Here is a 23,972-nt window from a genome sequence, read left to right as displayed (position 1 = left end):
TCGCCGGCTCCTCAACCCGCCACGGCTTCGTCGATGGCCGGCTCGTCCGCCAGCGCGAACCGTCGCCCGCCCGCCGTCTTCGCCGAGTACATCGCGCGGTCGGCCCGGCGCAGCAGATCGCTGAAGTCGCACGGACTTCCGGGCGGACAGAACGCGGTGCCCACACTCGCCGAGACCGGCACCGGCCCCGCCGTCGACCACACCGGGTCGCGCAGCGCGGACACGATCTTGCTGGCCAGATCGCCGAGCGTGTTGTGCGGCGGGTTGACCGCGAGCACGAATTCGTCGCCGCCGTAACGGCAGATCACCGTTTCCGGCGCGCACACCTCCCGCAGCCGGTTGGCCAGCTCGACCAGCACCTCGTCGCCGATCGCGTGCCCGTAGCCGTCGTTGATCTGCTTGAACCGATCCAGGTCGATCAGCAGCAGCCCGACGCCGCGGTTCGGGTCGGTCGACATCAGCCGCACCCGGTCCTGCAGCAGGGTGCGGTTGGCCAGATCGGTGAGCGCGTCGTGGGTCGCCTCGTGCCGGAGCCGATGCTGCAACGCCGCGATCTCCTGCACGCGCAGCGAGACCTTCGCCGAGAGGTTCTGCTCCTGCTGTGCCAGCGCACGTTCCTGCAACGCCTGGGCATAGCTGTCGATGGCCTGGCTGGCGACGAACGGCCAGCGGGTGGCGACCAGCGAACCCGGCGCGCCGGACGGGAAGCCGAGCAGCCACCTGGAGGCCTGCGCGAGCATCCGGATCCGGTCGAACGGCGCCTCGGACAGCCGGGCTCCGAGCATGCGGGCCTGCGGCACCGGGAACGGCTCGGACCTCGCGAGCGTGAGCAGCTGCTCGACGATCTCGATAAGTACCGGTTCCAGCTGTTGCGGCGCCGCGCCGGAACCCGGCTCGGCGCACACCGCACGGGCCCAGGCGCGGGCCATCGCGGCGACAGGGGGCTCGATATCGATCGACATCGAACTCACCCTGCGCAGGTGGCGTCGGTACCCAGAGGCCCTGTGCTGACACAGGTGCCGACGTCACCCCGATCGTTCGCACTGCTACGCGGTTGTGTCCACCTCGCTCGGCGCACGCTCACCGCCCCCTTTCCAGATACCCCCGTCCGGCAAAAAGGATCCTAGCAAGCCACCCGGCATCAAAAAACGCTGTTTTGCAACGTGTTCTCGATGCCTCGCGAATGGCGATCGGATATGAGATCGCAGAAGTCGCGTCGGCGTTACACCCGGATTTCGTTCGCTGAGAAGTCGCGCCGAGACGCGCTGGCGACACGCTGTAGCGCCGCGCCATGCGGGTCCCCCCGGCCGCTCGCGATACCACGACGCGATGTGGCCGAGCGGGTGGCCGGATGGGCTGCCTGCCTGGTCGCGGCGCCGAAGTAGCGGTGCGAGTTGCCGAAGGTCTGCGGGTCTTCTGCCCAGTGGGGGTGTGGAGCCGGATTTTCCTGCCCACAGCACACCCGGCGGTCGGTGGCACGGCGCAAATTACTGCTAGTGCGATTTCGGCGAGTCGTGATGTCCCCATGGGTGGCATCCTCTCCGCGACCGGTCGGGCGTGACTGGTGGCCACCCCGTGGGCCACGGCTCCCCCCGACAGGAGTCGTCACGCGTCCCATATGCTCCCCGCTTCCGATCCGACACGCCCGAGTTTCAAGGAAGAGATCCCTCTTAATTTCATTAAGTTCTGCACCGCGCGCCCCGCCCTGACCGGGGCGAGTGGCGTGCGAGACTCACGATAGGGCGTCACCGCGACCACCCGGACACACACCTGCGCTATCCCGCTGCGCGGGGGGCTGATTGGCATTTGCGAAGCAGGGTTCGGTACAGTCGGGACGCACACGACATCGTGGCGATCCCATCGATGTCGTTTGCCTGCCGGTGTAGTTCAATGGTAGAACCTCAGCCTTCCAAGCTGATGGTGCGGGTTCGATTCCCGTCACCGGCTCCACACGGAATTCAGCCTCGGCGGCGGCCGATACCCGCCGCGAGGGACAACGGGGTGTAGCGCAGCTTGGTAGCGCATCCGCTTTGGGAGCGGAGGGTCGCAGGTTCAAATCCTGTCACCCCGACCACTATTCGAGCCGATCGACGCAGGTCAGATGCGTTGGTCGGCTCGTGGCGTTTACGCGGTCCGCTCGTCGGCGGCCCGATCCGACCGCTGTTGTCCGCTGTGCGTATGGCTCGCAGAGCGCACAGCGTGTGATCGTCACCACATTCCGTCGCTGTCACGGTCTCGGCTCTGCCGGTGTCTTCGAGATGTCGGGTCGAACTGAGCGGAGGTGGTGTCTGCCGACGGTCGCTTGCGCACCGACGATACGTTGGTGTGTGTTGATCATGGACGGATCGTCGGTGTGGGGGACGCCGCCACACCGCCTCGACATGTGGGGGAGTACGCGAGAATGAGCTGTCAGGCCGCGATACCGATGGGTGCGCACGGCGCCGATACGGTGCTCGCACTGATCCGTGGCGAACAACCGGAACCGCTGTCGCTGGACATGGCCGGCCATGCGATCAGTCTCGGCCGCCGCGATGGCTTCATCCAGGCGACGCACCGTGACGACAGTGCGCGTGACTTCGTGCTGTTCGGGCGGGTGGTGGCGGTGGTCAAGGAACGGGTCTGTCGCTTCACCCTCACCTCGATGCGCTTCCCCCGTGCCTACCGGTGGCTGCCCGGACCGACTGTGCCCGAGCCGATCCCGGCCGCTGTCCGATGAAAGACGAACTCCCCGAACCGGATGCGTTCGACCAGTTCCGTCCGCTGCTGTTCACCATCGCCTACGAGATCCTCGGCAGTGCGGCCGACACCGAGGATGTGTTGCAGGACAGCTTCCTTCGCTGGCTCGACGCCGACCAGGACGCGGTCGAACACCCCCGCGCCTATCTCGTGCAGATCGTTACCCGCCAGGCGCTCAACCAATTACGGACCGTGCGCCGCCGCCGCGAGGAGTACGTCGGCAACTGGCTGCCCGAACCGATCCGCACCGAACACGACGCCAGTCACGATGTGCTGCTGGCCGAATCGGTGTCGATGGCCATGCTGCTCGTGCTGGAAACCCTCGGCCCGACCGAGCGGGCGGTGTTCCTGCTGTCGGAAGTGTTCGGCCACAGCCTCGTCGAGATCGCCGCGATGATCGGCAAGACGGACGCCGCCGTCCGCCAGATCGCGCACCGGGCTCGCGAACACGTGCAGGCCCGCCGCAAACGCTTCCAGCCCGATGCCGAGGCCAACCAGGCGATCATCACCCGCTTTCTGCTCGCGGCGCGCACGGGTGAGGTGCAGACCCTGATGGACGTGCTCGCCCCCGACGTCGTTCAGATCTCCGACGGCGGCGGCCGCGTCATCGTCGCGGGCCGCCCGATCACGGGCGCTGAGCCGGTCGCCAAGTTCCTCATCGGGCTGGCCCGAAACAGCATGGCGGACATGACCGTAGAGTTCGGCAGCTTCAACGCGCTGCCCGCGCTGCTGTTCCGGTCCGGCACCGACGGGCAGCTCGACACCGTCTTGATGATCGAGATCGACGGCGACCGCATCACCGGCCTGTATGCCGTCCGCAACCCCGACAAGCTGCGCGGCACAGACGTGCTGCGCCCACTCGACCGGGATATCTGACGGCGGTGACAGAGGCCACAGTCGCCCACATGTCACGGTCGTGGTTCGGGCGGTGTCTCAGTGGACGACCGGATCAACCAACGTGAAGGAGCCTCGTCATGAAGGCCATCATCGTGTGCACCTCGGTGTCCCATGGCAATACGAAACGGATCGCCGACGTCATGGGTCACGCCTTGGACGCCCGCGTCGTCGCCCCCGATCAGATCGATGCGGCCGAACTCGCCGGCTACGACCTCGTCGGCTTCGGCTCGGGAATCTTCCTGGGCTCCTTCCACACTCAGCTGCGTGAGTTCGTCGAAGCCCTGCCGCAAGAACCGCGCCGCACGGCATTCATCTTCGCCACCAGCGGTTTTCCCGAGGCGCGTTTCCAGCGTTTCTCCCGGCCGATGGCAAAGCTGCTGGAGCAGAAGGGTTTCGAGGTGACCGGCACCTTCTCCTGCCGCGCCCTCGATACCTACGCCCCCTTCAAACTCGTCGGCGGCATTCGCAAAGACCGCCCCAACGGCGCTGACCTCGCGGCCGCCCGCACGTTCGCCGAACGACTCCGCACCCAGGTCGCGGCCTGAATCGACTCAGGCGGTGATCGATTCGTAGGCCGCCATCAGGACGCTGAGGGACCGGTCGTAACCCGAGTCCCACAGCACCTGATTCATCGTGTACGACACCGTCATTCGATGATCGAGGTCGACCAGCACCAGCGAGCCGCCCCACCCGCCCCACGAGCACGTGCGATTCTCCAGCCGATAACCCATACCCCAGCGGATCGGGCTACCCAGGACAGTGTCGAGCCCGCGGAACTGCTCCTCGAAGACACGCTCACAGCCCGCTTCCGAGAGCAGCCGAACGCCACCGACCGCGCCGCCACACGCCAGCACGGACTGCACCAGGCCGACAGAGCGGGCGTTCCCGTGGCCGTTGACCGCCGGTATCTCGGCCCGCCGCCAAGCCGTCGTATTGGCGGCGGCCACCCCGACCGTGAATCCCTCCGGCTTGTCCCCCTGGGGCGCGGCGATCAGTTCGGCTACGCGCCAGTCGTGTTCGGCGGCCAGCCCGATATGGAAGTCCGCGCCCAGCGGCCCGGCCACCTCCTCGGCGAAGAACGTGCCGATGCTGCGTCCGGTCACCCGCGCGATCACTTCGCCGATCAGATGACCGAAGGTGATCGAGTGATATCCGCCGGCTGTTCCGGGTTCCCACCGCGGTGCCTGTGCGGCCAGCCGGGCGGTAGCCGCCGGCCACGCATACAGCTCCTCGACCGTGATCGGCTCATCCCAATCCGGCAGCCCCGCCGTATGCCCGAGCAGATGCCGCACCAGCACCCGCTGTTTCCCCGCCGCCGCGAACTCCGGCCAATACGCGGCGACCGGCGCATCCAGATCCAGCTCACCCCGGTCCGCCAAGATCAGCGCACACAACGCCACCATCGTCTTGCTCGTGGACCAGACATTGACGATCGTGTCCCGCTCCCAAGCGACACTCCGTCTCGCGTCGGCATACCCACCCCAGATATCGACCACGGCCTCACCATCGACGAACACCGCCGCGGAAGCCCCGACGTCATCGCCGTCCAGCGACCCCGCCAACGCCTCCGCCACCGCACCGAACCGACCGGCACACCGGCCGTGGATCTCCGCCATCGCCGTAACGTAGCCCCGCCCGAATCCGCAGAGCCACTCATTTTCCACGGCACGCAGGGCCGCAAGAAGATTCGGACTTTGTGTCACAGTTCGCGCCCTGCGTCGGTCTTATGGGCAGCCGACGCAAGGAGGAGCCGATGTCATCGGATCAGGAAACGAACAACACCGCGATCTTCGGGCGGTTTCATGATGCTGTGAACAGCGGTGAGCTGGAGGTGATCTCGCGGATGATCCACGAGGTTGTCGAGCCGGAGGCGGTGTTGCATACACCGGTGCCGGTCGCGGGGACCGGGGCCGAGGCGCTCGGGGCTCGCGCCGACCGGCAGGCCGGTCAGATACGACGAGGTCTTCTTCCTCCGCTTCGCCGAAGGTCGCATCACGGAGATATGGGGCCTCGTCGACACCTCCACCCTCCGGCAACAATTAGGCCTTGTCCGAGCGTGAGCAGACCTATTCGGCGTCGATCTGGGATTCGGACAGGTAGCTGTCGACCTGCTCGCCGTGTTCGTCTTCCAGGGTCACCTTGTACCAAGGGTTGCCGCGGATCTCCGGGTTGAGGCTGAGGTCGTTGGCGTCGTGTACCGCGGAGTGTTCCCGGTCGACCGCGACTACTACGCCGTGATGTCCCATGGACACGTGGCGGATTCGATCGCCGATCGCGAATTTGGGTTCCGTCATGGTTCACGCACCTTTCCGATACAGGTCACTGTATCTGGCTTGCGTGCAACAACATTGATGAACGGGTGGTGGATCGGCCGGACCGGAGGTAACTGCCGATACGTCGGTCGGCCGGCTATCGGGTCGGCAACCATCCATTGCCGAATACCTCTTGTCGAGCATATCAAACTGGTCGGTTTCTTCAGTCTGGGCGGGTTTGTCGCGCCTGCATGTGGGGCATCTCTGAGCCGACGATGCTATACAGTACAATCGTACTAAGTACGCTCGTACTGTTTACGAGAAGGGTTTCGCATGTGGGATCCGAAGAAGTATCTCGACTTCGCCGACCACCGGGCACGCCCGTTCTTCGAGCTGGTCGCCCGGATCGATGCCGAAAAGCCGCGCCGCGTAGTCGATTTGGGCTGTGGCCCGGGCAATCTCACCGGCGTGCTCGCCGAACGATGGCCCGATGCGCAGCTGGACGCGCTCGACTCCTCGCCGGAGATGGTGAAAGAGGCGCAGGAGCGCGGGATCAACGCCCGGGTGCTCGACGTCAACGACTGGGAACCGGACGCCGAAACCGACGTCGTCGTCAGTAATGCTGTCCTGCAATGGGTTCCGAATCATCTGACGCTGCTCGCCGAATGGCTGACCGCACTGCCGGCCGGCGCCTGGTTCGCCATGCAGGTGCCGGGCAACTTCGACGCCCCGTCGCACCGGGAGATCCGCGCACTGGCCACCGAGGCGCGCTGGCAGGGCAAACTCGGCGAGATCGCGTTACGCAGCGCCGACGCGGTCTCTGGGCCGGCCGATTACGCCACCGTCCTCGCGGTCGGCGACACCGAGGTCGATGTGTGGGAAACCACTTACCTGCAACGTCTTTCGGGCCCGGACCCGGTGCTGGAGTGGGTGACCGGCACCGCCCTGCGCCCACTCCGTGCCGCGCTGGACGACGAGGACTGGCGCGAATTCCGTACCGAGCTGGCGCCTCGCCTGCGGGTGGCTTACCCGGCCCGATCCGACGGCACCACCTGGTTCCCGTTCCGCCGAATCTTCGCGGTCGCGCACAAGCCTTCGGCCTGAGTCGAGTTCGCGCCGGTCGAATCGGTTGCGATAAACATACGGTCGACCGTATTGTCTCCATTATGACGGATGTGAGACAACCGATCGGCACGAGCTCGGCCGTCGTGCCGTGGACCGCGGTGTCGGTCGTCATGATCGGCATGTTCATGGCGATCCTCGACTCGTACATCGTGGTGGTCGCGGGCCCGGCGATCCGCGCGGACCTCGGCGCCTCCGAGGGGCAACTCCAGTGGATCCTCGCCGGCTACCAGCTGAGCTACGCGGTACTGATGATCACCGGCGGCCGTTTCGCGGACATGTACGGGCGCAAACGGATCTTCCTCCTCGGCGCGGTCGTGTTCACGCTGTCCTCGATCGTCTGTGCCGCCGCACCGGACCCGGGCATGTTGATCGCGGCGCGGGTCGTGCAGGGACTCGGTGCGGCGCTGATGGTTCCGCAGGTCTTCACGATGATCGCCGTGCTGGTGCCGGAGCACGCCCGGCACCGCGTGTTCGGGGTGCTCGGCGTGGTGATCGGCCTGGGCACCATCGGCGGTCAGCTCATCGGCGGGCTGCTGATCGGCGCCGACCTGTTCGGCTCGCAGTGGCGCGGCGTGTTCTGGGTGAATGTGCCCATCGGCGTGGTGACGATCCTGCTGGCCCTCCGGTACGTGCCGGAATCGCGCGCGGAAGGAGCCCGAAAGCTCGACGTGCCAGGCGTATTCGCGTTGAGTGCCGCGCTGGTCCTGCTGACCTTTCCCCTGATCCAGGGCCGCGAGGCGGGCTGGCCGTGGTGGATCTGGGCCTGCTTCGTGGCGAGCGCCGCCGCGTTCCGGCTGTTCGTCGCGATCGAACGAGGGGTCGATCGCGCGGGCGGCGACCCGCTCGTGCGACTGGCGTTGTTCGCGCAGCGCTCGTTCGCGGTGGGCATCGTGCTGGTCCTGTGCGTGTACGCGTTCCTGTCGTCTTACTATCTGGCACTGTCGATTTCGATGCAGGAGGGCCTCGGCCTCTCGGCGCTGGGCTCGGGCCTGGTGTACGCGCCCGCCGCGACGACCTTCTTCGTCTTCAGCATGATCGCGGGTCGGCTGATGCCGAAATATGGTCGGCGCGTACTGGAAGTCGGCGCGATCATCGTGGCGACCGGCTATCTGACGACCGTTCTCGTCTTGCTCTTCGGTCCCGAACTCACTCCGGCCCTGATCATTCCGACGCTGATGTTCCAGAGTCTCGGCGGCGGACTGCTCATCACGCCGCTGCTCGGCACGGTGCTGTCCGGGATCAGCCCGGACGCCGTCGGCACCGCCTCCGGCGCGCTGTCGACCGCACAACAGGTCGGCGGCGCACTAGGGGTCGCGGTGATCGGCGCGGTCTTCTTCGCCGCGTTCCGCCCCGACACGGACGGCGGGGCAGCGGCGGCGGCGCATGCCTTCGCCATGGCCTCGATCGCGACCTGCGTGCTCGCGATCGTGGTGACCGCGCTGATCTTCCGGCTGCCGCCTGGGGTCAGGGCGAAGTAAGGAAGCTGTCGACGACGCGCCATGCCCTAGGGATGGCGCGTTCGTCGTCGAGGCGCAGTGCGGTGTTGGTCACCAGGAGCACGGCGTCGATCTGGAAGGCGGCGAGTTCCGCGTCGGTCTCGGCGATCTCGCCCGCGGTCACCGCGTGCCGCAGTTCGCGCTCGAGGATGCGCAGCCACGCCTGGCGGTCGCGGAACAGCGCGTCGCGCACCGGGCCCGGCCTGCTGTCCTGCTCCGGCATGTTCGCGACCCAGAAGCAGCCGCCGGCGAACAGCGGGTTCTGCACGTAGGCCAGCCAGTTCTGCACCAGCGCCCGGAACCTGGCGACGCCGTGCGGTACGGGCCGGGCCGGCTCGACCACGGTGTCGACGAACATGTCGCGCGCGAAGTCGATGGCAGCCAGTTGCAGCGCCTCCTTGGTCTTGAACAGCGTCTGGATGCCCGCTTTGCTCAGCCCGGAGTCCGTCGCGAGCCGGCCGAAGCTCAGCCCCTCCAGCCCGTCCAGCGAGGCGATGTCGACCGCGTGCCGCAGCACGGTCTGCCGCGTCTTCGCCCCGCGCAGGAGGCGCTTGTCGGTGATCTCTGCGGGCTCGCGGTGAGCGAGGGCCGCGGGATCGGGGCCACTTTCCATACGGTCGATCGTACTCACGCTGGCGAGAAACGGACACCGGCCCGCCGGGATTGTGTTTGGATCGGCCCATGTCCTACGAGGCCGACCCGCGCGTCGACACTTACATCGACGCCTTGCCCGCCTGGCAGCAAGCGATCTGCCGGGAGGTGCGCGAGCTGGTGCACGCCGCCGACCCCGAGGTGGTCGAGACCATCAAGCGCACGGTGCAGCCGTACTTCGTGCTCGACGGCAACATCTGCGCGCTGCTTGCCGCGAAGACGCACGTCAACGTCTTCCTCTACGACGGAGCCATCGTGCCGGATCCCGACGGCATCATCACCGCGGGGCACGACAACAAGACCGCGCGCACCGTCTCCGTCCGCGAGGGCGAAAAGGTCCCTGCCGCACCGCTGCTCGCGATGTTCGAGCAGATCATCGCGAACAACCGGGCCGGTGGCTGGCGCAAACTCAAACGCGACAGCTGACGCTCAACCGACCGCGACGTCGAGGGAATCCGGCAGTTCGCCGGTGCCTTCCAGCCCGCGGGCGGCCCGCTGCGCGAGCATGGCGAGCACCGGCAGCCGCGCGTCGCCCAGTGACATCGCGTGATTGCCGAGGTGATTGGTGACGAACGCGACCGAAAGACCGAAACTCGGCATGGCGATACCGCCTGATCCGCCGATTCCGAAGTGCCCCAACGCCTGCCGGGTCAGCTTGGTGCCGACGATGCCGCGGTGATAGCCGAGCGCGAAATGCGGTGCGGCGCCGAGCACGTAGTCGAACCGCCCGTTCGGCGGCATCTGCGCGATCAGCCGGGTGGTCTCCGGCCGCAGCAGCCGCCGGCGGCCGATCATGCCGTCGTTGGCGATCGCGCCGTACATCTTGGCCAGTGCGCGCGCCGTGAAAACCCCGTTCCAGCCGGGCATCATCGTGTCGTAGGGCTGCTCGCCGAGCGTCATGTCGGCCCAGCCGTCGTACACCGCGCTGCGCGCCGAATGCACCGCGCGCAGCGAGGCGAACGGGGCGATCATCCGGTCGAACGGCACCCGCGCGACCCCGAGCCGCGGCGACAGCTTGGCCAGCCGATGCCGCTCGCGCTGCGGGACGCCGAAATAGAAGTCGTTGTCGCCCAGCGGTTTCGCCAGCTCGGAGCGCACCAGGTCGGTGAATTTGCGCCCGGTCGCCCGCTGCGCGATCTCCGCGACGATGGTGCCGAAGGTGAGCCCGTGATACCCGGACGCGCGCAGCCGCAGCGGGTCCGGCGCGGAGGCGGCGATGGCGGCGGCCATGGCGTCGTGGTCGAGCAGGTCCGCCGGATCGTCGACCAGGCCGCGGGTGCGCTGCAATCCGGCGCGGTGACTCAGTACGTCGCGCAGGGTGATGGCTTCCTTGCCGTTCGCCGCGAACTCCGGCCAGTAGGTGGCCACCGGGGCGTCGTAGTCGAGCACGCCGCGTTCGGCCAGCCGATTGATGACCGTGGCCGCGACACCCTTGCCGGTCGAATACGACAGCGCCATCGTGTCGGCGTGCCAGCGCCGGTCGCTGTCCGCCCACCCGGCCCAGATGTCCAGCACCGGCGCACCGTTCAGGTAGACCGCGAGGGCGCCGCCGCCCTGTCGCTTGCGCCGGAACATCGAGAAGAACTTCCCGGCCACGACGGTGAAGCGGTCGTCGATAAGCATGTGCCCGTTGCTGGGTGTGCTGTCCGAACTCGCGAACGGCATGGTCAGACTCCTTTGTCCCGTACGCCAGACAAGCCGTCGCGGTAACACTTGCAAGCGGCTTGCTAACGCCCCACGGTAACGCGTGTCAGTCGTCGCGTGCAATGGGTCTGAGACAGTTGGTCCGGGGTCGGCACACCCGTCACAGCCGTGGGTCGACCGGCTCCGATTCCAGCGCGAGCACCGCGAAGACGGCCTCGTGGACCCGCCACAGCGGTTCACCCGCGGCGAGCCGGTCTAAGGCCTCGAGGCCGAGGGCGTACTCGCGCAACGCCATCGAGCGCTTGCGGCCGAGGCCGCGCGAACGCAGGCGATCGAGGTTGGCCTCGCGCAGGTATTCCGGGCCGTAGATGATCCGGAGGTACTCGGGGCCACGGCATTTCACGCCGGGCTGCACCAGCCTGCCGTCTCCGGTGGCGCCTTCGGACTTCTTCGGTCCGCGCACCAGCGCCTGCCGGGGCTTGACCACCATGCCTTCGCCGCCCGCCGTGGTGAGCTCGGTCCACCAGGTGGTGGCGGCCGCGACGCTGTCCGGATCGGTCAGATCGACGAACATCCGGCCCGTCGAGGTGCACAGCTCGGTGTCGGCCGCGACCAGGCGGTCGATCAGCGTGAGGTGCCAATCATGCTCGCGTACTGCATAATTCGTCCCTTCGCCGGCCAGGATCTGGAACGGTGCGAGCCGAAGCCCGGACAGGCCGTCGACCGGCCAGCAGTAGCGGCCATAAGCCTTGGCGAACGCCGCCGCGTCGTCCTGGCGTTCCCCGGTGCGGTTCGCCAGATCGGCGACATCCAATCCGCGTTCCGCCACCGCCGCCAACACGTCGGTAGTCGCGCCGAGCGCCGCCCGTGCCGCGGCGCCGACGGCGGCATACTGGTTGCGCAGCAACCCGATTGCCTTCGCCGACCATGGCATCAGCTCGGCATCGAGCAGCAGCCATTCGGTGCGCAGCTCATCGAACAGCCCCGCCGTATCGGCAGCGACTCGCACGCGAGTAAGCAACGCCTCGGTGTGCGCCGGATCATCGAAGAACGGCCGCCCGGTGCGCGTGTAGATCACCCCGGTGCCGCCGTCATCGACGCCGAACCGGTCCCGCGCGGCCTGAGCGGACCTGGCGACCAGGACCACCGCCCGCGACCCCATGTGCTTCTCCTCGCACACCAGCTGATCGACACCCTCCGCGCGGTAGTACGCGAACGCCTCCGCCGGATGCTCCAGGTAACCCGCCTGGTCCGACGTCGCACAGGGCGCCATCGTCGGCGGCAGATACACCAGCCAGCGCGGATCGATGGCGAAGCGGCTCATCACTTCCAGTGCGGCGCAGGCATTTTCCTCCTGCACGCCGACCCGGCCGTGATACCTGGTCTCCACCACCCGCCGGCCGATCACGTCCTCCAGGTCGAGTACGCCGGGATCGCGGTGCACCACGCCCTCGGGCGTACTGATCGTCACCGCTTCGAGCGGCCGCACCGGCTCGTACCAAACCGACTCGGCCGCAACCGAAACCGGCTCTCGCTCCGGATAGCGCAGCGCCGAGAGCCGTCCGCCGAACACCACGCCGGTGTCCAGGCACAGCGTGTTGTTCACCCACTGCAAATCGAGCACCGGCGTGTGCCCGTACAGCACCGTGGCGCGACCGCGATAGTCGTTGGCCCACGGATACCGCACCGGCAGGCCGTATTCGTCTGTCTCCCCGGTGGTTTCGCCGTACATCGCGAACGACCGCACTCGCCCCGAAGCCCGCCCGTGGAACTCTTCCTTCAGCCCCGCGTGCGCGACGACCAGCTTGCCGCCGTCGAGCACATAGTGGCTGACCAGCCCGCGGCAGAAATCGTGCGCCGCCTTGCGGAACACGTCGTCCTCGGCTTCGAGCTGCGCCAGCGATTCGGCCAAGCCGTGTGCCACCCGGACCTGCTTGCCGTCGAGGGCCCGCACGAGCTTGTTCTCGTGATTGCCGGTGACGCAGAGGCCGGTTCCCGCCGCGACCATGCCCATCACCAGCCGCAGCACGCCCGGAGTGTCCGGCCCGCGGTCGACGAGGTCGCCGACGAACACCGCCGTACGACCCTCGGGATGGCGCGCGCCGATCGCCCGGCCCGCATCGTCGCGATCGATGGCGTACCCGAGTTCGCCCAGCAGCGTTTCCAATTCGCTGCGGCACCCGTGCACGTCACCGATCACGTCGAACGGCCCGGTCAGCTCCCGCTTGTCGTTCCATGCCTTCTCGTCGACGATGGTCGCCGCTTCGATCTCGGCCACCCCGCGCAGGACGTACACCTTGCGGAAGCCCTCCCGCTCCAGCCCGCGCAGGCTGCGCCGCAGCTCGCGCTGCTGCCGGATCACCACGTGCGCGCCGAGCGAAGCCCGGTCCGGTCGCGCCGAATTACGTTCCAGGCACACCGAATCCGGTACATCCAGCACGATCGCCACCGGCAGCACGTCGTGCGCGCGGGCCACCGCGATCAGTTCCTGCCGCGACTTGGCCTGCACGTTGGTCGCGTCGACGACCGTGCGCAGTCCACGCCGCAGCCGAACGCCGGCGATGTGGTGCAACAGCGCGAACGCCTCGGCGGTCGCCGACTGGTCGTTCTCGTCGTCGCTCACCACGCCGCGGCAGGCATCGGAGGACACCACCGCGGTCGACCGAAAGTGCTTGCGCGCGAACGTCGACTTGCCCGATCCAGTGCTGCCGATCAACACCACCAGGGACAGCTCGGGCACCGAAAGCTCCGTCATCATGCCGCCCCTTCCGCTGTCGTAGTGACCTCTGATTTCGTGAAAACAGCCATCTGCGTGGGCGCCCCGAGCTCTGGATCGGGCACGCCGATCGGCACGAACCGCACGCTGTACCCGTGCCGGGCCGCGACTCCGTCGGCCCACGCCGCGAATTCCGCTCTGGTCCATTCGAATCGATGATCGGCATGCCGGAACGTGTCCGCCGCCAACGTCTCGAAACGCACGTTGAACTCCGCGTTGGGCGTGGTGACCACCACCGCACCTGGCGCCGCCGAAGCGAACACGGCGTGCTCCAGCGCCCCGAGCCGCGGCAGATCGACGTGCTCGATGACCTCCATCAGCACCGCCGCGTCATACCCGCGCAACCGAGTATCGGTGTAGGTCAGCGCCCCCTGCCGCAGCGTCAGCCGCTGCGCCACCCGTTCAGGCATCCGCTCGAGCCGCAACTTACGTTCGGCGACATGCAACGCCCGCATCGACACATCCACCCCCACGATCTCACTGAACGCCTTGTCCGCCAGCAACTCCCGCAACAACGCCCCCTCACCACACCCGAGATCGAGCACCCGCCGCGCCCCCACCTCATGCAGCGCGGAAACCACCGCCGCCCGCCGCGTCACCGCCAAAGACGTTGACCCGCCGACAGTTTCGACCGCACCGTGTCCAATCGGCACCGCGCCCAGGCCATCAGCCATCGACGCGCCGCCGCCCTGACTCCCATTCGCGCTGTCGTCACCGGTCGACGCAGTGGCATTTGTGCCGGTCGCGGTGAAACTGACGTTCGCGGTCGTGTCGACGCCGCCGTCTGTCACCGTCACGCGTGGGACATCGCTAGCGGTCGCGCCGTCCGTCGTGCTGCTGTAGGTCTCCGCGGTAGCGCCGCCGCTATCGGTCGCGCTGCCGGTGACGGGTGTGTTGTCGCTGTCGGCCGCGATGACATGGTCGCCCGGGGACGCAGCGCCGCCGACTCCCACGGCTGTGCTGCTGTGGGTCGCCGCAGTTGCGCTGCCGTTATCGGGCGTGCTGCCGGTGGCGGGTGTGTTGTCGCTGTCTGCCGCGGTGAGAGTGTCGCTCGGGGTCGCGGCGCTGCCGACTGCGACCGTTGTGCCGCTGGTATCGCTCACCGGGTTGGCCGGGAGGTTCTTCTCGTCGTCGAACCGGGTGCTCACCGGCGCACCGCTGCTGACGGCTACCGGATCTCCCGGAGCCGTCGCGTTCGAGTCAGCATCGCTGATGGAAGCCAGTCGGCTTGTGCCGAAAGGTGTTTCGGCAGACTCGATGACCTGCCCAGCCTCGCTCGGCTCGGCCTCGTCGCAGTCGTCCACCTCCACCGCGTCCAGCAGTTCCGGCTCGACCTCGTCCAACTCCGCCAATCGGGCCAACGCCGTTCGCACCAGCGAATGCCGGCGCGCCAGGTACCGGCGCGTGATCCAGCCGCGCTCCGGATGCTCGGCCAGCCACCCGCCGCCGGCCCGGATCAGTTTGTCGACCTCGTCGCCGGCTACCCAGTAGTGCTTGGCCCCGTCCAGTACCGGCAGCAGCACGTACAGGTGCGACAGCGCGTCCGACAGGAGCACGGTTCCGGACAACTCGACCCGCAGGTAATGCGAATCACCCCACTCCGGGAACGCCGGATCCAACGGCAGCGGAGTGGCGGTCACTGCCCAGCCGAGCGGCGCGAACATCCGCTCGGCCACCTCCGCCCCGCCGCGACACGGCACCGCGGGCAACTCGATCCGCAACGGCAATGCCGTCTGCACCAGTTCCGGCCGCAACGTGCACCGTCCGTGCAGCGCCGTGCGGAACACCGCGCCGATCGCCACCGACAGCAACGACGACGCCGCATACGGCCGATCGTTGACGTACTGCCCGAGGCTGAAATCCGGTGTCCCACGGGAACGTCCGCGCACCAACCGGATCGGATCGATCTCCAGCACCAGCGCCACGGTGCACCGTGTGGCCGTCGCCTCCGGGTACACCACGTGCGCCGTGCCGTACGACTGCTCGAACGCCTGCACCCGGTCGGGATTCTTGTGCAGCAAGAACCCCAGATCGGTCGCCGGCCAAGCCGCGCCGTCCGGTGGTGTGCAAGTGATCGTCAGAAGCATGTAGCGATCGTCGCGTAGGCCCGCCAACCTGCGCAAGGAAGTTTCATCCTGGCCGCAGCTACCCGATCAGCGCTCATTCCGTCGGATACGGCCAAGTCCAGTCCGCGACCGCGGGGATGTCCTCGCCGTGCTCCCGGGTCCAGGCCCGCGCCTCCCACCGCGCGTCCACCATCTCCTGCCGCAGCCCCGCGGCCCGCTCACCCAGGCTCGGCACCCGATCGATGACGTCCATCACCAGGTGAAACCGATCCAGATCGTTGAGCATCACCATGTCGAACGGCGTGGTGGTGGTGCCGCGCTCCTGGTACCCCCGCACATGCAGCCCGGCATGGTTGGCCCGTCGATAGGTGAGCCGGTGCACCAGCCACGGATACCCGTGGAACGCGAAGATCACCGGCCGATCATGGGTGAACAACGTGTCGAACTCGCTGTCCGGCAACCCATGTGGATGATCGTCCTGCGGCTGCAACCGGGTCAGATCGACCACGTTGACCACCCGGACCCGTAACCCCGGCAGCCGATCGCGCAGAATCGCCGCCGCCGCAAGGGTTTCCAGCGTCGGCACGTCACCGGCGCAGGCCAGCACGACATCCGGCACGGTGCCGAGCTCGTCGTTGTGCCCCGCCCAGTCCCAGATCCCGATGCCGCGCGCGCAGTGCTCGGCGGCATCGTTCACCGAAAGCCAGTCCGCCTGCGGCTGTTTGCCCGCGACCACCACGTTGACGTAGTGCCGCGACCGCAGGCAGTGGTCATAGGTGGACAGCAGCGTGTTGGCGTCCGGCGGCAGATAGACCCGCACGATCGACGCTTTCTTGTTCAGCACCACATCGAGGAACCCGGGATCCTGATGCGTGAATCCGTTGTGATCCTGCCGCCAAACATGCGACGACAGCAGGTAATTGAGGCTCGCGATCGGCCGCCGCCACGGCACCGCCGCACTCGCGTCGAGCCACTTCGCGTGCTGGTTGAACATCGCGTCGACGATGTGGATGAATGCCTCGTAGCAGGTGAACACCCCGTGCCTGCCGGTCAGCAGGTACCCCTCCAGCAGCCCCTGGCACATGTGCTCGGACAGCACCTCGATCACCCGCCCGGTGCGGTCGAGACGCTCGTCGTAATCGCCGATTTCGGCCTGCCAGTTGCGTCCGGTCACGTCGAGGATGTCCTGTAACCGATTGCTGGCCAGCTCGTCCGGCGCGAAGGTGAGGAAGTTGTCCGGGTTGTGCCGGGTGACCTCGCGCAACCAGCCGCCGAGCACCCTGGTCGCCTCGTGCTGCGACCCGCCCGGCGTGGCGACCTCGACCCCGAAGTCGCGCCAGTCCGGCAGGCTCAAGTCGCGAACGAGCGTGCCGCCGTTGGCAACCGGGTTGGCGCTCATCCGGTAGTCGCCCTCGGGCACCTGATCCAGCAGCTCCGACACCGGCCTGCCCAGCTCGTCGAACAGCTCCTCCGGGCGGTAGGACCGCAGCCACTGTTCCAGCACCGCACGGTGATTCGCGTCGGTGCGCGCCGCGGGCAACGGCACCTGATGCGCACGGAACGTGCCCTCGACCGGCTCGCCGTCCACCACCGGCGGACAGGTCCAGCCCTTCGGCGTGCGCAGCACGATCATCGGCCAGATCGGCCGCACCGCGTCGGTGCCGCCGCGCGCGGCCCGCTGAATCTGCGCGATGCGTTCCATGCAGGTGTCGATCGCGACAGCCATCGCCTGGTGCACCGCGGTCGGGTCGCTGCCCGCCACGATGATCGGCTCGTAGCCGTACCCGCGCATCAGCGACACCAGCTCCGCCTCCGGAATCCGCGCCAGGACGGTCGGATTGGCGATCTTGTACTGGTTCAGCGCGAGGATCGGCAGCACCGCGCCGTCGCGGGCCGGATTGACGAACTTGTTCCCGTGCCAGCTGGTGGCCAGCGGCCCGGTCTCCGCCTCGCCGTCGCCGATCACGCAGAACACGGTCAGATCCGGGTGATCCAGCGCCGCGCCGAACGCATGCATGAGCGAGTAGCCGAGCTCGCCGCCCTCGTGGAACGACCCGGGGGTCTCCGGCGCGCAGTGGCTCGGCACCCCGCCGGGGAAGGAGAACTGCGCGAAGAACGACCCCATCCCCGCGGCATCCTGCGGAATGTGGCTGTACAGCTCGGAGTACGTCCCTTCGAGCCAGCCGCATGCGTTCGGCCCCGGCCCGCCGTGTCCCGGCCCGGCCACGAACACCGCGTCGAGCCCGCGCTGCCGGATCGCCCGATTGGCATGCACCCACACCAGGTTCAACCCGGGCACGGTACCGAAATGGCCGAGCAGCCGCGGCTTGATGTGTTCGGCCCGAAGCGGCTCGCGCAGCAGCGGATTCGCCATCAGATAGATCTGTCCGACGGACAGGTAGTTCGCCGCCCGCCACCAGGCATCAATCGAGGTCAGCTCGTCGCGATCCAGTGGTCCGGCGAGGTCGGTCAGCCGGTAGGGCGCGGGGGCGACGGTCTGCCCGCCCGCGCCACCGACGTTGTCGGCCGAGGTGTCACTGCCCGAACTGGGGTGGGTCATGCGCCGACTCTCCTCGTACTGGGGGGAGAATTCCAGTCCCAGCGTAACGGCAGTTCGACGCGCGCCGGGCGACTCGGACGTCCGCCGCCCCGATGGTCTAGGGTCCGCCGCATGCACACACTCGGCAGGTTCATCGGGATCGGCACCATGGCCGCGGCAGCGTTCACTCTGGTCGCCTGTGGCTCGGACGACAAGGCGTCGTCCACTCCCTCCTCTACCTCCTCCGCCGCGAAGGTCACCGCGCAGGCGCAGGGCGCCCCGTCGGCGAGCAAGGGCCGCGAATGCACCGCGGAGGACATCGGCGTGAGCGGCGACTTCGGCACCGCGCCGAAGATCACCCTCCCGGACAACTGCGATCCGCCGAAGAAGCTCATCACCAAGGACTTGATCGCGGGCACCGGTCCCGGCGCCGCCGCGGGCCAGCCGCTGACCATGAACTACGCGCTGATCACCTGGTCCAACGGACAGAAGAAGGACAGCTCCTTCGATCGCGGCACCCCGTTCCAGCTCACGCTCGGCGGCGGCCAGGTCATTCCCGGCTGGGACCAGGGCCTGATCGGCGTGCAGCAGGGCGCGCGCCGGCTGCTGATCGTGCCGCCGGACCTCGGCTACGGCGCCAGCGGCCGCAGCGGCATCGCGCCGAACGAGACGCTGGTCTTCGTCACCGACGCGGTATCGGTCGGCAAGTAGGGCCGGAAAAGCGGCCCAGTGCAGCGCGCCCCGGCCGGTCAACTAACCTGGTCGGGATGCGTACGCCGCGTCCCTCGCCAGCCCGGCGGGTGCCGGGGTCCCGGTAGAAGTCCGGGACGACGGGGGATCGCGTCTCAACCAGAACAGACGACGAACAAGGAGCATGTCCGTGAAGAGCACCGTCGAGCAGCTGAGCCCGACCCGGGTCCGGATCAATGTCGAGGTGCCCTTCGAGGAACTCAAGCCGGACTTCGATCGCGCGTACAAGGCACTCGCCAAGCAGGTCAAGATCCCCGGCTTCCGTCCGGGTAAGGCGCCGGCCAAGCTGCTCGAGGCGCGCCTCGGCCGCGGCGCGGTGCTGGAGCAGGTCGTCAACGACGTGCTGCCCGGCCGCTACAGCGAGGCCGTCACCGCGTCCGACGTGAAGGTCATCGGCCAGCCGGAGATCGAGATCACCAAGATCGAGGACGGCGAGGAGCTCGCGTTCACCGCCGAGGTCGACGTGCGCCCCGAGCTCACGCTGCCGGAGTACGAGACCATCGAGGTCTCCGTCGACGCCTTCACCATCGGCGACGAGGACATCGACGAGCAGCTGCAGTCGCTGCGCCAGCGCTTCGGCACCCTCACCGGGGTCGAGCGCGCGGTGCAGGACGGCGACTTCGTCTCCATCGATCTGTCCGCGACCGTCGACGGCGAGGACGTCCCCGAGGCGGCCACCACCGGCCTGTCCCACGAGGTCGGCTCCGGCCAGCTCATCGAGGGCCTGGACGAGGCGCTGATCGGCCTGGCCGCCGGCGAGTCCAAGGAGTTCACCTCGACCCTGGTCGCCGGTGAGCACGCGGGCAAGGAAGCCGTCATCAAGGTCACCGTGCAGTCCGTCAAGGAGCGCGAGCTGCCCGAGGCCGACGACGACTTCGCCCAGCTGGCCAGCGAATTCGACACCCTCGAAGAGCTGAAGACCGACCTGCGCACCCGGGTCGAGCGGAGCAAGAAGGTCGAGCAGGCGGGCCAGATCCGGGACAAGGTGCTGGAGACCCTGCTCGAGCAGGTCGAGGTGCCGCTGCCCGAGGCCGTCGTGCAGGCCGAGATCGACGCGGTCACCCACGACGCCGTGCACGGCTTCGACCACGACGAGGCCAAGCTCGCCGAGGCGCTGGAGGCCCAGGGCTCGAGCCGCGAAGAGTTCGACAAGGACGCCAAGGAGTCCGCCGAGAAGTCGGTGCGTACCCAGCTGCTGCTGGACGCCATCGCCGAGGCGGAGAACACCCAGGTCGGCCAGGAAGAGCTCACCGAGCGGATCCTGTTCCAGTCCCAGCGCTACGGCCTGGCGCCGGAGCAGTTCATCCAGCAGGTGCAGCAGGCCGGCCAGCTCGGCGCGATCTTCGCCGACGTCCGGCGCGGCAAGGCGCTCGCGGGCGTCGTCGGCAAGGTGAAGGTGACAGACTCCGAGGGCAACGTGGTGGACACCGCCGAAATGTTCGGTGCCCCAGATGATTCTGTCGCCGCTGCCGACGAGGTCGAGGCGATCACCGACGTGGCCGCGGACGACGAGTCGACCGAGACCGCTGCGGCGAAGGCCGAATAAATCCATGCAATGCCAGCGTGAGAAGCGGCTGCGAGCTGTGCTGATTGCGCTGTGAGCGAAGAAGGGCGGTACCGGGAGTTCGGTGCCGCCCTGCTTCGTTAATGTTTGTGACAACGAACCAGAGATGGCCGTCGGCCAACGAGCCGGTAAGAAAAGGCAGGTATCCGTGACAGTCAATCAGGCAGGGGTCGTCATGACATCCGCGACTGCTGGTCTCAACCTCAGCGATTCGGTGTACGAGCGACTGCTTACCAATCGCATCATCTTCCTCGGCACCCAGGTCGACGACGACATCGCGAACAAGCTCTGCGCGCAGATCCTGCTTCTCACTGCGGAGGATCCGACCAAGGACATCGCGCTCTACATCAACTCGCCTGGTGGCTCGGTCACCGCGGGCATGGCGATCTACGACACCATGCAGTTCGCCGAGTGCGACATCGCCACCTTCGGCATGGGCCTGGCCGCGTCGATGGGCCAGTTCCTGCTCACCGCGGGCACCAAGGGCAAGCGCTTCGCCCTGCCGCACGCGCGGATCATGATGCACCAGCCGTCGGCGGGCATCGGTGGTTCGGCCGCCGACATCGCGATCATGGCCGAGCAGTTCGCGCACACCAAGCGTGAGCTCAACGAGCTGCAGGCGCTGCACACCGGCAAGTCCGTGGAGCAGGTCGCCGCCGACGCCGACCGCGACCGCTGGTTCACCGCCCAGCAGGCGCTGGAGTACGGCTTCATCGATCGAGTGATCAGCCACGCGAACCAGACCAACGGCGTCGCCGACAACTAGGCGCCATCCGGACTCACTGTCCGTTCAGCGCATCCGCGGCTTACACACACAGACTTTGGAGACGAAGATGGCCAACCAGTTTGACCCACGCGCAGCGCTCGGCGGTATGGCACCGCAGGGCGCCGAGTCGCGCTACATCCTGCCGTCGTTCATCGAGCACTCGAGCTTCGGCGTCAAGGAGTCCAACCCGTACAACAAGCTGTTCGAGGAGCGCATCATCTTCCTCGGCGTGCAGGTGGACGACGCCTCGGCGAACGACGTCATGGCCCAGCTGCTGGTGCTCGAGTCGCTCGATCCCGACCGCGACATCACCATGTACATCAACTCGCCCGGCGGCTCGTTCACCTCGCTGATGGCCATCTACGACACCATGCAGTACGTGCGCGCCGACGTCGCGACCGTCTGCCTGGGCCAGGCCGCCTCGGCCGCCGCTGTGCTGCTGGCCGCCGGCACCCCCGGCAAGCGTGCCTGCCTGCCCAACGCCCGGGTGCTGATCCACCAGCCTGCGCTGGAGGGTGGCATCCAGGGTCAGGTCTCGGACCTGGAGATCCAGGCCGCCGAGATCGAGCGCATGCGTCGCCTGATGGAGACCACGCTGGCCTACCACACCGGCAAGGACGCGGATCAGATCCGCAAGGACACCGACCGCGACAAGATCCTGACCGCGGCGGAGGCCAAGGAGTACGGGATCATCGACCAGGTGTTCGACTACCGCAAGCTCAGCGCGCAGAAGAAGTGATCGACCGGAGCGAATCGCCGATCCCGGCGGCGATTCGCTCGTAAGTTGCTACACCCCAGGGAATTCCGGCCGGGAAGTGCGCCTTGTTGCGTGCTGCCCGGCCGGACTGCTTCAGTGCCACGGCTGGCCCGGAAACGCTTCGGTCACCAGCCCCGATGAAACAAGCGGCCGGCCCACGAAAAGGCCGCTTGAACGGACACAACGCGCTCCGGTGCGGTGAGAACTCGCACAACCCGGCGGAGAAACATGCTCGAGTTGTCGACCTCCATCGCACACACCAGGTACGGTCAACCTAGGGACCTTTGCTCCCGGTTGACAGCACTGCCTCACCCACCGGAACCGGTCGATGCGTTTGCGACTACGGCCGGTGGCGCGAACAGTTAACGCGGCAGATAGCTGGCAACCTGGACGGACGGTTGCACGCGGACAAGGAAGTAGGGACCCACGAGATGGCGCGCATCGGAGATGGCGGCGATCTGCTCAAGTGCTCGTTCTGCGGAAAGAGCCAGAAGCAGGTCAAGAAGCTCATTGCGGGACCAGGGGTGTACATCTGCGACGAGTGCATCGATCTATGCAACGAGATCATCGAGGAAGAACTCGCTGAGTCCAGCGAGGTCAAGCTCGATGAGCTGCCCAAGCCCGCGGAGATCCGGGACTTCCTGGAGAACTACGTGATCGGGCAGGACACCGCCAAGCGCACACTCGCGGTGGCCGTCTACAACCACTACAAGCGCATCCAGGCCGGCGACAAGGGCCGCGACAGCCGCGGCGAGGTCGTCGAGCTGACCAAGTCGAACATCCTGATGCTCGGCCCGACCGGCTGCGGCAAGACCTACCTCGCGCAGACGCTGGCCAAGATGCTGAACGTCCCGTTCGCCATCGCGGACGCGACCGCGCTGACCGAGGCGGGCTATGTCGGCGAGGATGTGGAGAACATCCTGCTGAAGCTGATCCAGGCCGCGGATTACGACGTCAAGCGCGCCGAGACCGGCATCATCTACATCGATGAGGTCGACAAGATCGCCCGCAAGAGCGAGAACCCGTCGATCACCCGCGACGTCTCCGGCGAGGGCGTGCAGCAGGCGCTGCTGAAGATTCTGGAGGGCACCCAGGCGAGCGTGCCGCCGCAGGGCGGGCGCAAGCACCCGCACCAGGAGTTCATCCAGATCGACACCACCAACGTGCTGTTCATCGTCGCGGGCGCGTTCGCCGGCCTGGAGCGGATCGTCTCCGAGCGGACCGGCCACCGCGGCATCGGCTTCGGCTCCGAGGTGCGGTCCAAGTCCGAGATCGACACCGCCGATCACTTCGCCGAGGTGATGCCGGAGGATCTGATCAAGTTCGGCCTGATCCCCGAGTTCATCGGCCGCCTCCCGGTCGTCGCCTCGGTGACCAACCTGGACAAGGAATCGCTGGTCAAGATCCTCTCCGAGCCGAAGAACGCGCTGGTCAAGCAGTACGTCCGGCTGTTCGAGATGGACGGCGTCGACCTCGAGTTCACCACCGACGCGCTGGAAGCGATCGCCGATCAGGCGATCCTGCGCGGCACCGGCGCTCGTGGCCTGCGCGCCATCATGGAGGAAGTCCTGCTGCCGGTGATGTACGACATCCCCAGCCGCGACGACGTCGCCAAGGTGGTCGTCGACTCCGACACCGTCACCGAAAATGTGCTGCCGACCATCGTGCCGCGCAAGGCGCAGCGGACCGAACGCCGGGAGAAGTCGGCGTAACCCCACGTCAGAACCGAAAGAAGCCATCGCCCAAGCGCGGTGGCTTCTTTCGTTGTTACCGGCGGGAAAGAAGTTGGGCCGAAAGGGTGTGAACGCCCATCATCCTGGGTACCCGGTATTCAGGGTTGAGCACACAGCCTAGTTCTGAGCTCACGAGGAGCCCCGGGCGCAACGCATTGCCGGCAACGGACGTCAATTGCCGTGCGCGACAGGACTGAGATCCTCATGTCGACCACCCTTG

The 23,972-nt window shown here is 67.4% G+C and carries 20 protein-coding genes and 2 tRNA genes; 14 read left to right on the top strand and 8 right to left on the bottom strand.

The window, feature by feature from the left end; genetic code table 11:
* Positions 1 to 11 precede the first annotated feature (11 nt).
* A complete protein-coding gene (locus F3087_RS18090) occupies positions 12 to 962 on the bottom strand; it encodes a GGDEF domain-containing protein (protein ID WP_150403145.1) in 951 nt (316 codons plus the stop codon).
* A 914-nt stretch (positions 963 to 1,876) separates the two neighbouring features.
* Between F3087_RS18090 and F3087_RS18085 the strand changes: the two genes are divergently transcribed.
* The 5 genes from F3087_RS18085 (at position 1,877) to F3087_RS18065 (ending at position 4,178) form a co-directional block, all read left to right on the top strand.
* Positions 1,877 to 1,950: transfer RNA gene (locus F3087_RS18085), tRNA-Gly, on the top strand.
* A gap of 47 nt (positions 1,951 to 1,997) precedes the next feature.
* Positions 1,998 to 2,074 (top strand) — tRNA-Pro (locus F3087_RS18080).
* 327 nt (positions 2,075 to 2,401) lie between these two features.
* Positions 2,402 to 2,716 carry a hypothetical protein gene (locus F3087_RS18075; protein ID WP_223885164.1) on the top strand — a complete coding sequence of 105 codons (315 nt, stop codon included), beginning with the start codon at positions 2,402 to 2,404 and terminating at the stop codon, positions 2,714 to 2,716.
* Positions 2,713 to 3,612 (top strand): RNA polymerase sigma-70 factor, encoded by a 900-nt coding sequence (locus tag F3087_RS18070; protein ID WP_150403144.1) that lies wholly within the window; start codon positions 2,713 to 2,715, stop codon positions 3,610 to 3,612. Before F3087_RS18075 ends, F3087_RS18070 begins: the two co-directional genes overlap by 4 nt.
* Before the next feature lie 98 nt (positions 3,613 to 3,710).
* The gene (locus F3087_RS18065) at positions 3,711 to 4,178 is read left to right on the top strand and encodes a flavodoxin family protein (protein ID WP_150403143.1); all 468 of its coding nucleotides are present in this window, start codon (positions 3,711 to 3,713) and stop codon (positions 4,176 to 4,178) included.
* Positions 4,179 to 4,184: 6 nt separating this feature from the next.
* Here F3087_RS18065 and F3087_RS18060 read toward each other — a convergent pair whose 3' ends face one another.
* Positions 4,185 to 5,249, bottom strand: a complete 1,065-nt coding sequence (locus F3087_RS18060; protein WP_150403142.1) for a serine hydrolase domain-containing protein — start codon at positions 5,247 to 5,249, stop codon at positions 4,185 to 4,187.
* A 240-nt stretch (positions 5,250 to 5,489) separates the two neighbouring features.
* Between F3087_RS18060 and F3087_RS47440 the strand changes: the two genes are divergently transcribed.
* Positions 5,490 to 5,693 carry an ester cyclase gene (locus F3087_RS47440; protein WP_223885163.1) on the top strand — a complete coding sequence of 68 codons (204 nt, stop codon included), beginning with the start codon at positions 5,490 to 5,492 and terminating at the stop codon, positions 5,691 to 5,693.
* A 6-nt stretch (positions 5,694 to 5,699) separates the two neighbouring features.
* Here the strand turns inward: F3087_RS47440 and hspQ are convergent, their stop codons facing one another.
* On the bottom strand, positions 5,700 to 5,927 hold the full coding sequence (gene hspQ, locus F3087_RS18050) for a heat shock protein HspQ (protein WP_150403141.1): 228 nt from the start codon (positions 5,925 to 5,927) through the stop codon (positions 5,700 to 5,702).
* Positions 5,928 to 6,218: 291 nt separating this feature from the next.
* Here hspQ and F3087_RS18045 point away from each other — a divergent pair, with 291 nt between their 5' ends.
* Positions 6,219 to 6,989: a trans-aconitate 2-methyltransferase gene (locus tag F3087_RS18045; protein WP_150403140.1), complete on the top strand. Its 771-nt coding sequence runs from the start codon at positions 6,219 to 6,221 to the stop codon at positions 6,987 to 6,989.
* A 62-nt stretch (positions 6,990 to 7,051) separates the two neighbouring features.
* Positions 7,052 to 8,488: an MFS transporter gene (locus tag F3087_RS18040; protein WP_150403139.1), complete on the top strand. Its 1,437-nt coding sequence runs from the start codon at positions 7,052 to 7,054 to the stop codon at positions 8,486 to 8,488.
* Here F3087_RS18040 and F3087_RS18035 read toward each other — a convergent pair.
* Positions 8,475 to 9,119 carry a TetR/AcrR family transcriptional regulator gene (locus F3087_RS18035; RefSeq protein WP_150403138.1) on the bottom strand — a complete coding sequence of 215 codons (645 nt, stop codon included), beginning with the start codon at positions 9,117 to 9,119 and terminating at the stop codon, positions 8,475 to 8,477. The two genes, F3087_RS18040 and F3087_RS18035, sit on opposite strands and share 14 nt — an antisense overlap.
* Before the next feature lie 68 nt (positions 9,120 to 9,187).
* Here F3087_RS18035 and F3087_RS18030 point away from each other — a divergent pair, with 68 nt between their 5' ends.
* Positions 9,188 to 9,583 (top strand): DUF1801 domain-containing protein, encoded by a 396-nt coding sequence (locus F3087_RS18030; RefSeq protein ID WP_150403137.1) that lies wholly within the window; start codon positions 9,188 to 9,190, stop codon positions 9,581 to 9,583.
* 3 nt (positions 9,584 to 9,586) lie between these two features.
* Here F3087_RS18030 and F3087_RS18025 read toward each other — a convergent pair whose 3' ends face one another.
* From F3087_RS18025 to F3087_RS18005, 4 genes are all read right to left on the bottom strand, one after another.
* A complete protein-coding gene (locus tag F3087_RS18025) occupies positions 9,587 to 10,822 on the bottom strand; it encodes a serine hydrolase domain-containing protein (RefSeq protein WP_223885162.1) in 1,236 nt (411 codons plus the stop codon).
* 139 nt (positions 10,823 to 10,961) lie between these two features.
* Positions 10,962 to 13,556, bottom strand: coding sequence for a polynucleotide kinase-phosphatase (locus F3087_RS18020; RefSeq protein ID WP_150403136.1), 2,595 nt, complete (start codon positions 13,554 to 13,556; stop codon positions 10,962 to 10,964).
* Entirely contained in the window at positions 13,556 to 15,664 is a 2,109-nt protein-coding gene (locus tag F3087_RS46605) for a 3' terminal RNA ribose 2'-O-methyltransferase Hen1 (protein ID WP_223885161.1), read from the bottom strand. The genes F3087_RS18020 and F3087_RS46605 overlap by 1 nt, the downstream gene beginning before the upstream one ends.
* A 73-nt stretch (positions 15,665 to 15,737) precedes the next feature.
* Positions 15,738 to 18,203: a phosphoketolase family protein gene (locus F3087_RS18005; protein ID WP_223885160.1), complete on the bottom strand. Its 2,466-nt coding sequence runs from the start codon at positions 18,201 to 18,203 to the stop codon at positions 15,738 to 15,740.
* 111 nt (positions 18,204 to 18,314) lie between these two features.
* Between F3087_RS18005 and F3087_RS18000 the strand changes: the two genes are divergently transcribed.
* From F3087_RS18000 to clpX, 5 genes are all read left to right on the top strand, one after another.
* Positions 18,315 to 18,893 carry an FKBP-type peptidyl-prolyl cis-trans isomerase gene (locus F3087_RS18000; protein WP_150403135.1) on the top strand — a complete coding sequence of 193 codons (579 nt, stop codon included), beginning with the start codon at positions 18,315 to 18,317 and terminating at the stop codon, positions 18,891 to 18,893.
* Between the two features lie 169 nt (positions 18,894 to 19,062).
* On the top strand, positions 19,063 to 20,478 hold the full coding sequence (tig, locus tag F3087_RS17995; RefSeq protein ID WP_150403134.1) for a trigger factor: 1,416 nt from the start codon (positions 19,063 to 19,065) through the stop codon (positions 20,476 to 20,478).
* A gap of 193 nt (positions 20,479 to 20,671) precedes the next feature.
* A complete protein-coding gene (locus F3087_RS17990) occupies positions 20,672 to 21,262 on the top strand; it encodes an ATP-dependent Clp protease proteolytic subunit (protein ID WP_150403133.1) in 591 nt (196 codons plus the stop codon).
* A 67-nt stretch (positions 21,263 to 21,329) separates the two neighbouring features.
* Positions 21,330 to 22,001, top strand: a complete 672-nt coding sequence (locus F3087_RS17985; protein WP_150403132.1) for an ATP-dependent Clp protease proteolytic subunit — start codon at positions 21,330 to 21,332, stop codon at positions 21,999 to 22,001.
* A gap of 449 nt (positions 22,002 to 22,450) precedes the next feature.
* A complete protein-coding gene (gene clpX, locus F3087_RS17980) occupies positions 22,451 to 23,731 on the top strand; it encodes an ATP-dependent Clp protease ATP-binding subunit ClpX (protein WP_150403131.1) in 1,281 nt (426 codons plus the stop codon).
* Positions 23,732 to 23,972: the final 241 nt, after the last annotated feature.

This window comes from Nocardia colli (assembly GCF_008704205.1).
Lineage (GTDB): Bacteria > Actinomycetota > Actinomycetes > Mycobacteriales > Mycobacteriaceae > Nocardia > Nocardia colli.
This window is presented reverse-complemented; position numbering and strand designations above follow the sequence as displayed.

Bases quoted from the DNA above. Each gene is read 5' to 3' on its own strand.
- F3087_RS18000 (WP_150403135.1), top strand. From the start codon at position 18,315: ATGCACACACTCGGCAGGTTCATCGGGATCGGCACCATGGCCGCGGCA.
- hspQ (WP_150403141.1), bottom strand. From the start codon at position 5,927: ATGACGGAACCCAAATTCGCGATCGGCGATCGAATCCGCCACGTGTCC.
- F3087_RS18075 (WP_223885164.1), top strand. From the start codon at position 2,402: ATGAGCTGTCAGGCCGCGATACCGATGGGTGCGCACGGCGCCGATACG.
- F3087_RS18035 (WP_150403138.1), bottom strand. From the start codon at position 9,119: ATGGAAAGTGGCCCCGATCCCGCGGCCCTCGCTCACCGCGAGCCCGCA.
- F3087_RS18060 (WP_150403142.1), bottom strand. From the start codon at position 5,249: ATGGCGGAGATCCACGGCCGGTGTGCCGGTCGGTTCGGTGCGGTGGCG.
- F3087_RS17990 (WP_150403133.1), top strand. From the start codon at position 20,672: ATGACATCCGCGACTGCTGGTCTCAACCTCAGCGATTCGGTGTACGAG.
- F3087_RS18005 (WP_223885160.1), bottom strand. From the start codon at position 18,203: ATGACCCACCCCAGTTCGGGCAGTGACACCTCGGCCGACAACGTCGGT.
- clpX (WP_150403131.1), top strand. From the start codon at position 22,451: ATGGCGCGCATCGGAGATGGCGGCGATCTGCTCAAGTGCTCGTTCTGC.
- F3087_RS18065 (WP_150403143.1), top strand. From the start codon at position 3,711: ATGAAGGCCATCATCGTGTGCACCTCGGTGTCCCATGGCAATACGAAA.
- F3087_RS17985 (WP_150403132.1), top strand. From the start codon at position 21,330: ATGGCCAACCAGTTTGACCCACGCGCAGCGCTCGGCGGTATGGCACCG.
- F3087_RS46605 (WP_223885161.1), bottom strand. From the start codon at position 15,664: ATGCTTCTGACGATCACTTGCACACCACCGGACGGCGCGGCTTGGCCG.
- F3087_RS18070 (WP_150403144.1), top strand. From the start codon at position 2,713: ATGAAAGACGAACTCCCCGAACCGGATGCGTTCGACCAGTTCCGTCCG.
- F3087_RS18040 (WP_150403139.1), top strand. From the start codon at position 7,052: ATGACGGATGTGAGACAACCGATCGGCACGAGCTCGGCCGTCGTGCCG.
- F3087_RS18090 (WP_150403145.1), bottom strand. From the start codon at position 962: ATGTCGATCGATATCGAGCCCCCTGTCGCCGCGATGGCCCGCGCCTGG.
- F3087_RS18045 (WP_150403140.1), top strand. From the start codon at position 6,219: ATGTGGGATCCGAAGAAGTATCTCGACTTCGCCGACCACCGGGCACGC.
- F3087_RS18025 (WP_223885162.1), bottom strand. From the start codon at position 10,822: ATGCCGTTCGCGAGTTCGGACAGCACACCCAGCAACGGGCACATGCTT.
- F3087_RS18030 (WP_150403137.1), top strand. From the start codon at position 9,188: ATGTCCTACGAGGCCGACCCGCGCGTCGACACTTACATCGACGCCTTG.
- F3087_RS18020 (WP_150403136.1), bottom strand. From the start codon at position 13,556: ATGACGGAGCTTTCGGTGCCCGAGCTGTCCCTGGTGGTGTTGATCGGC.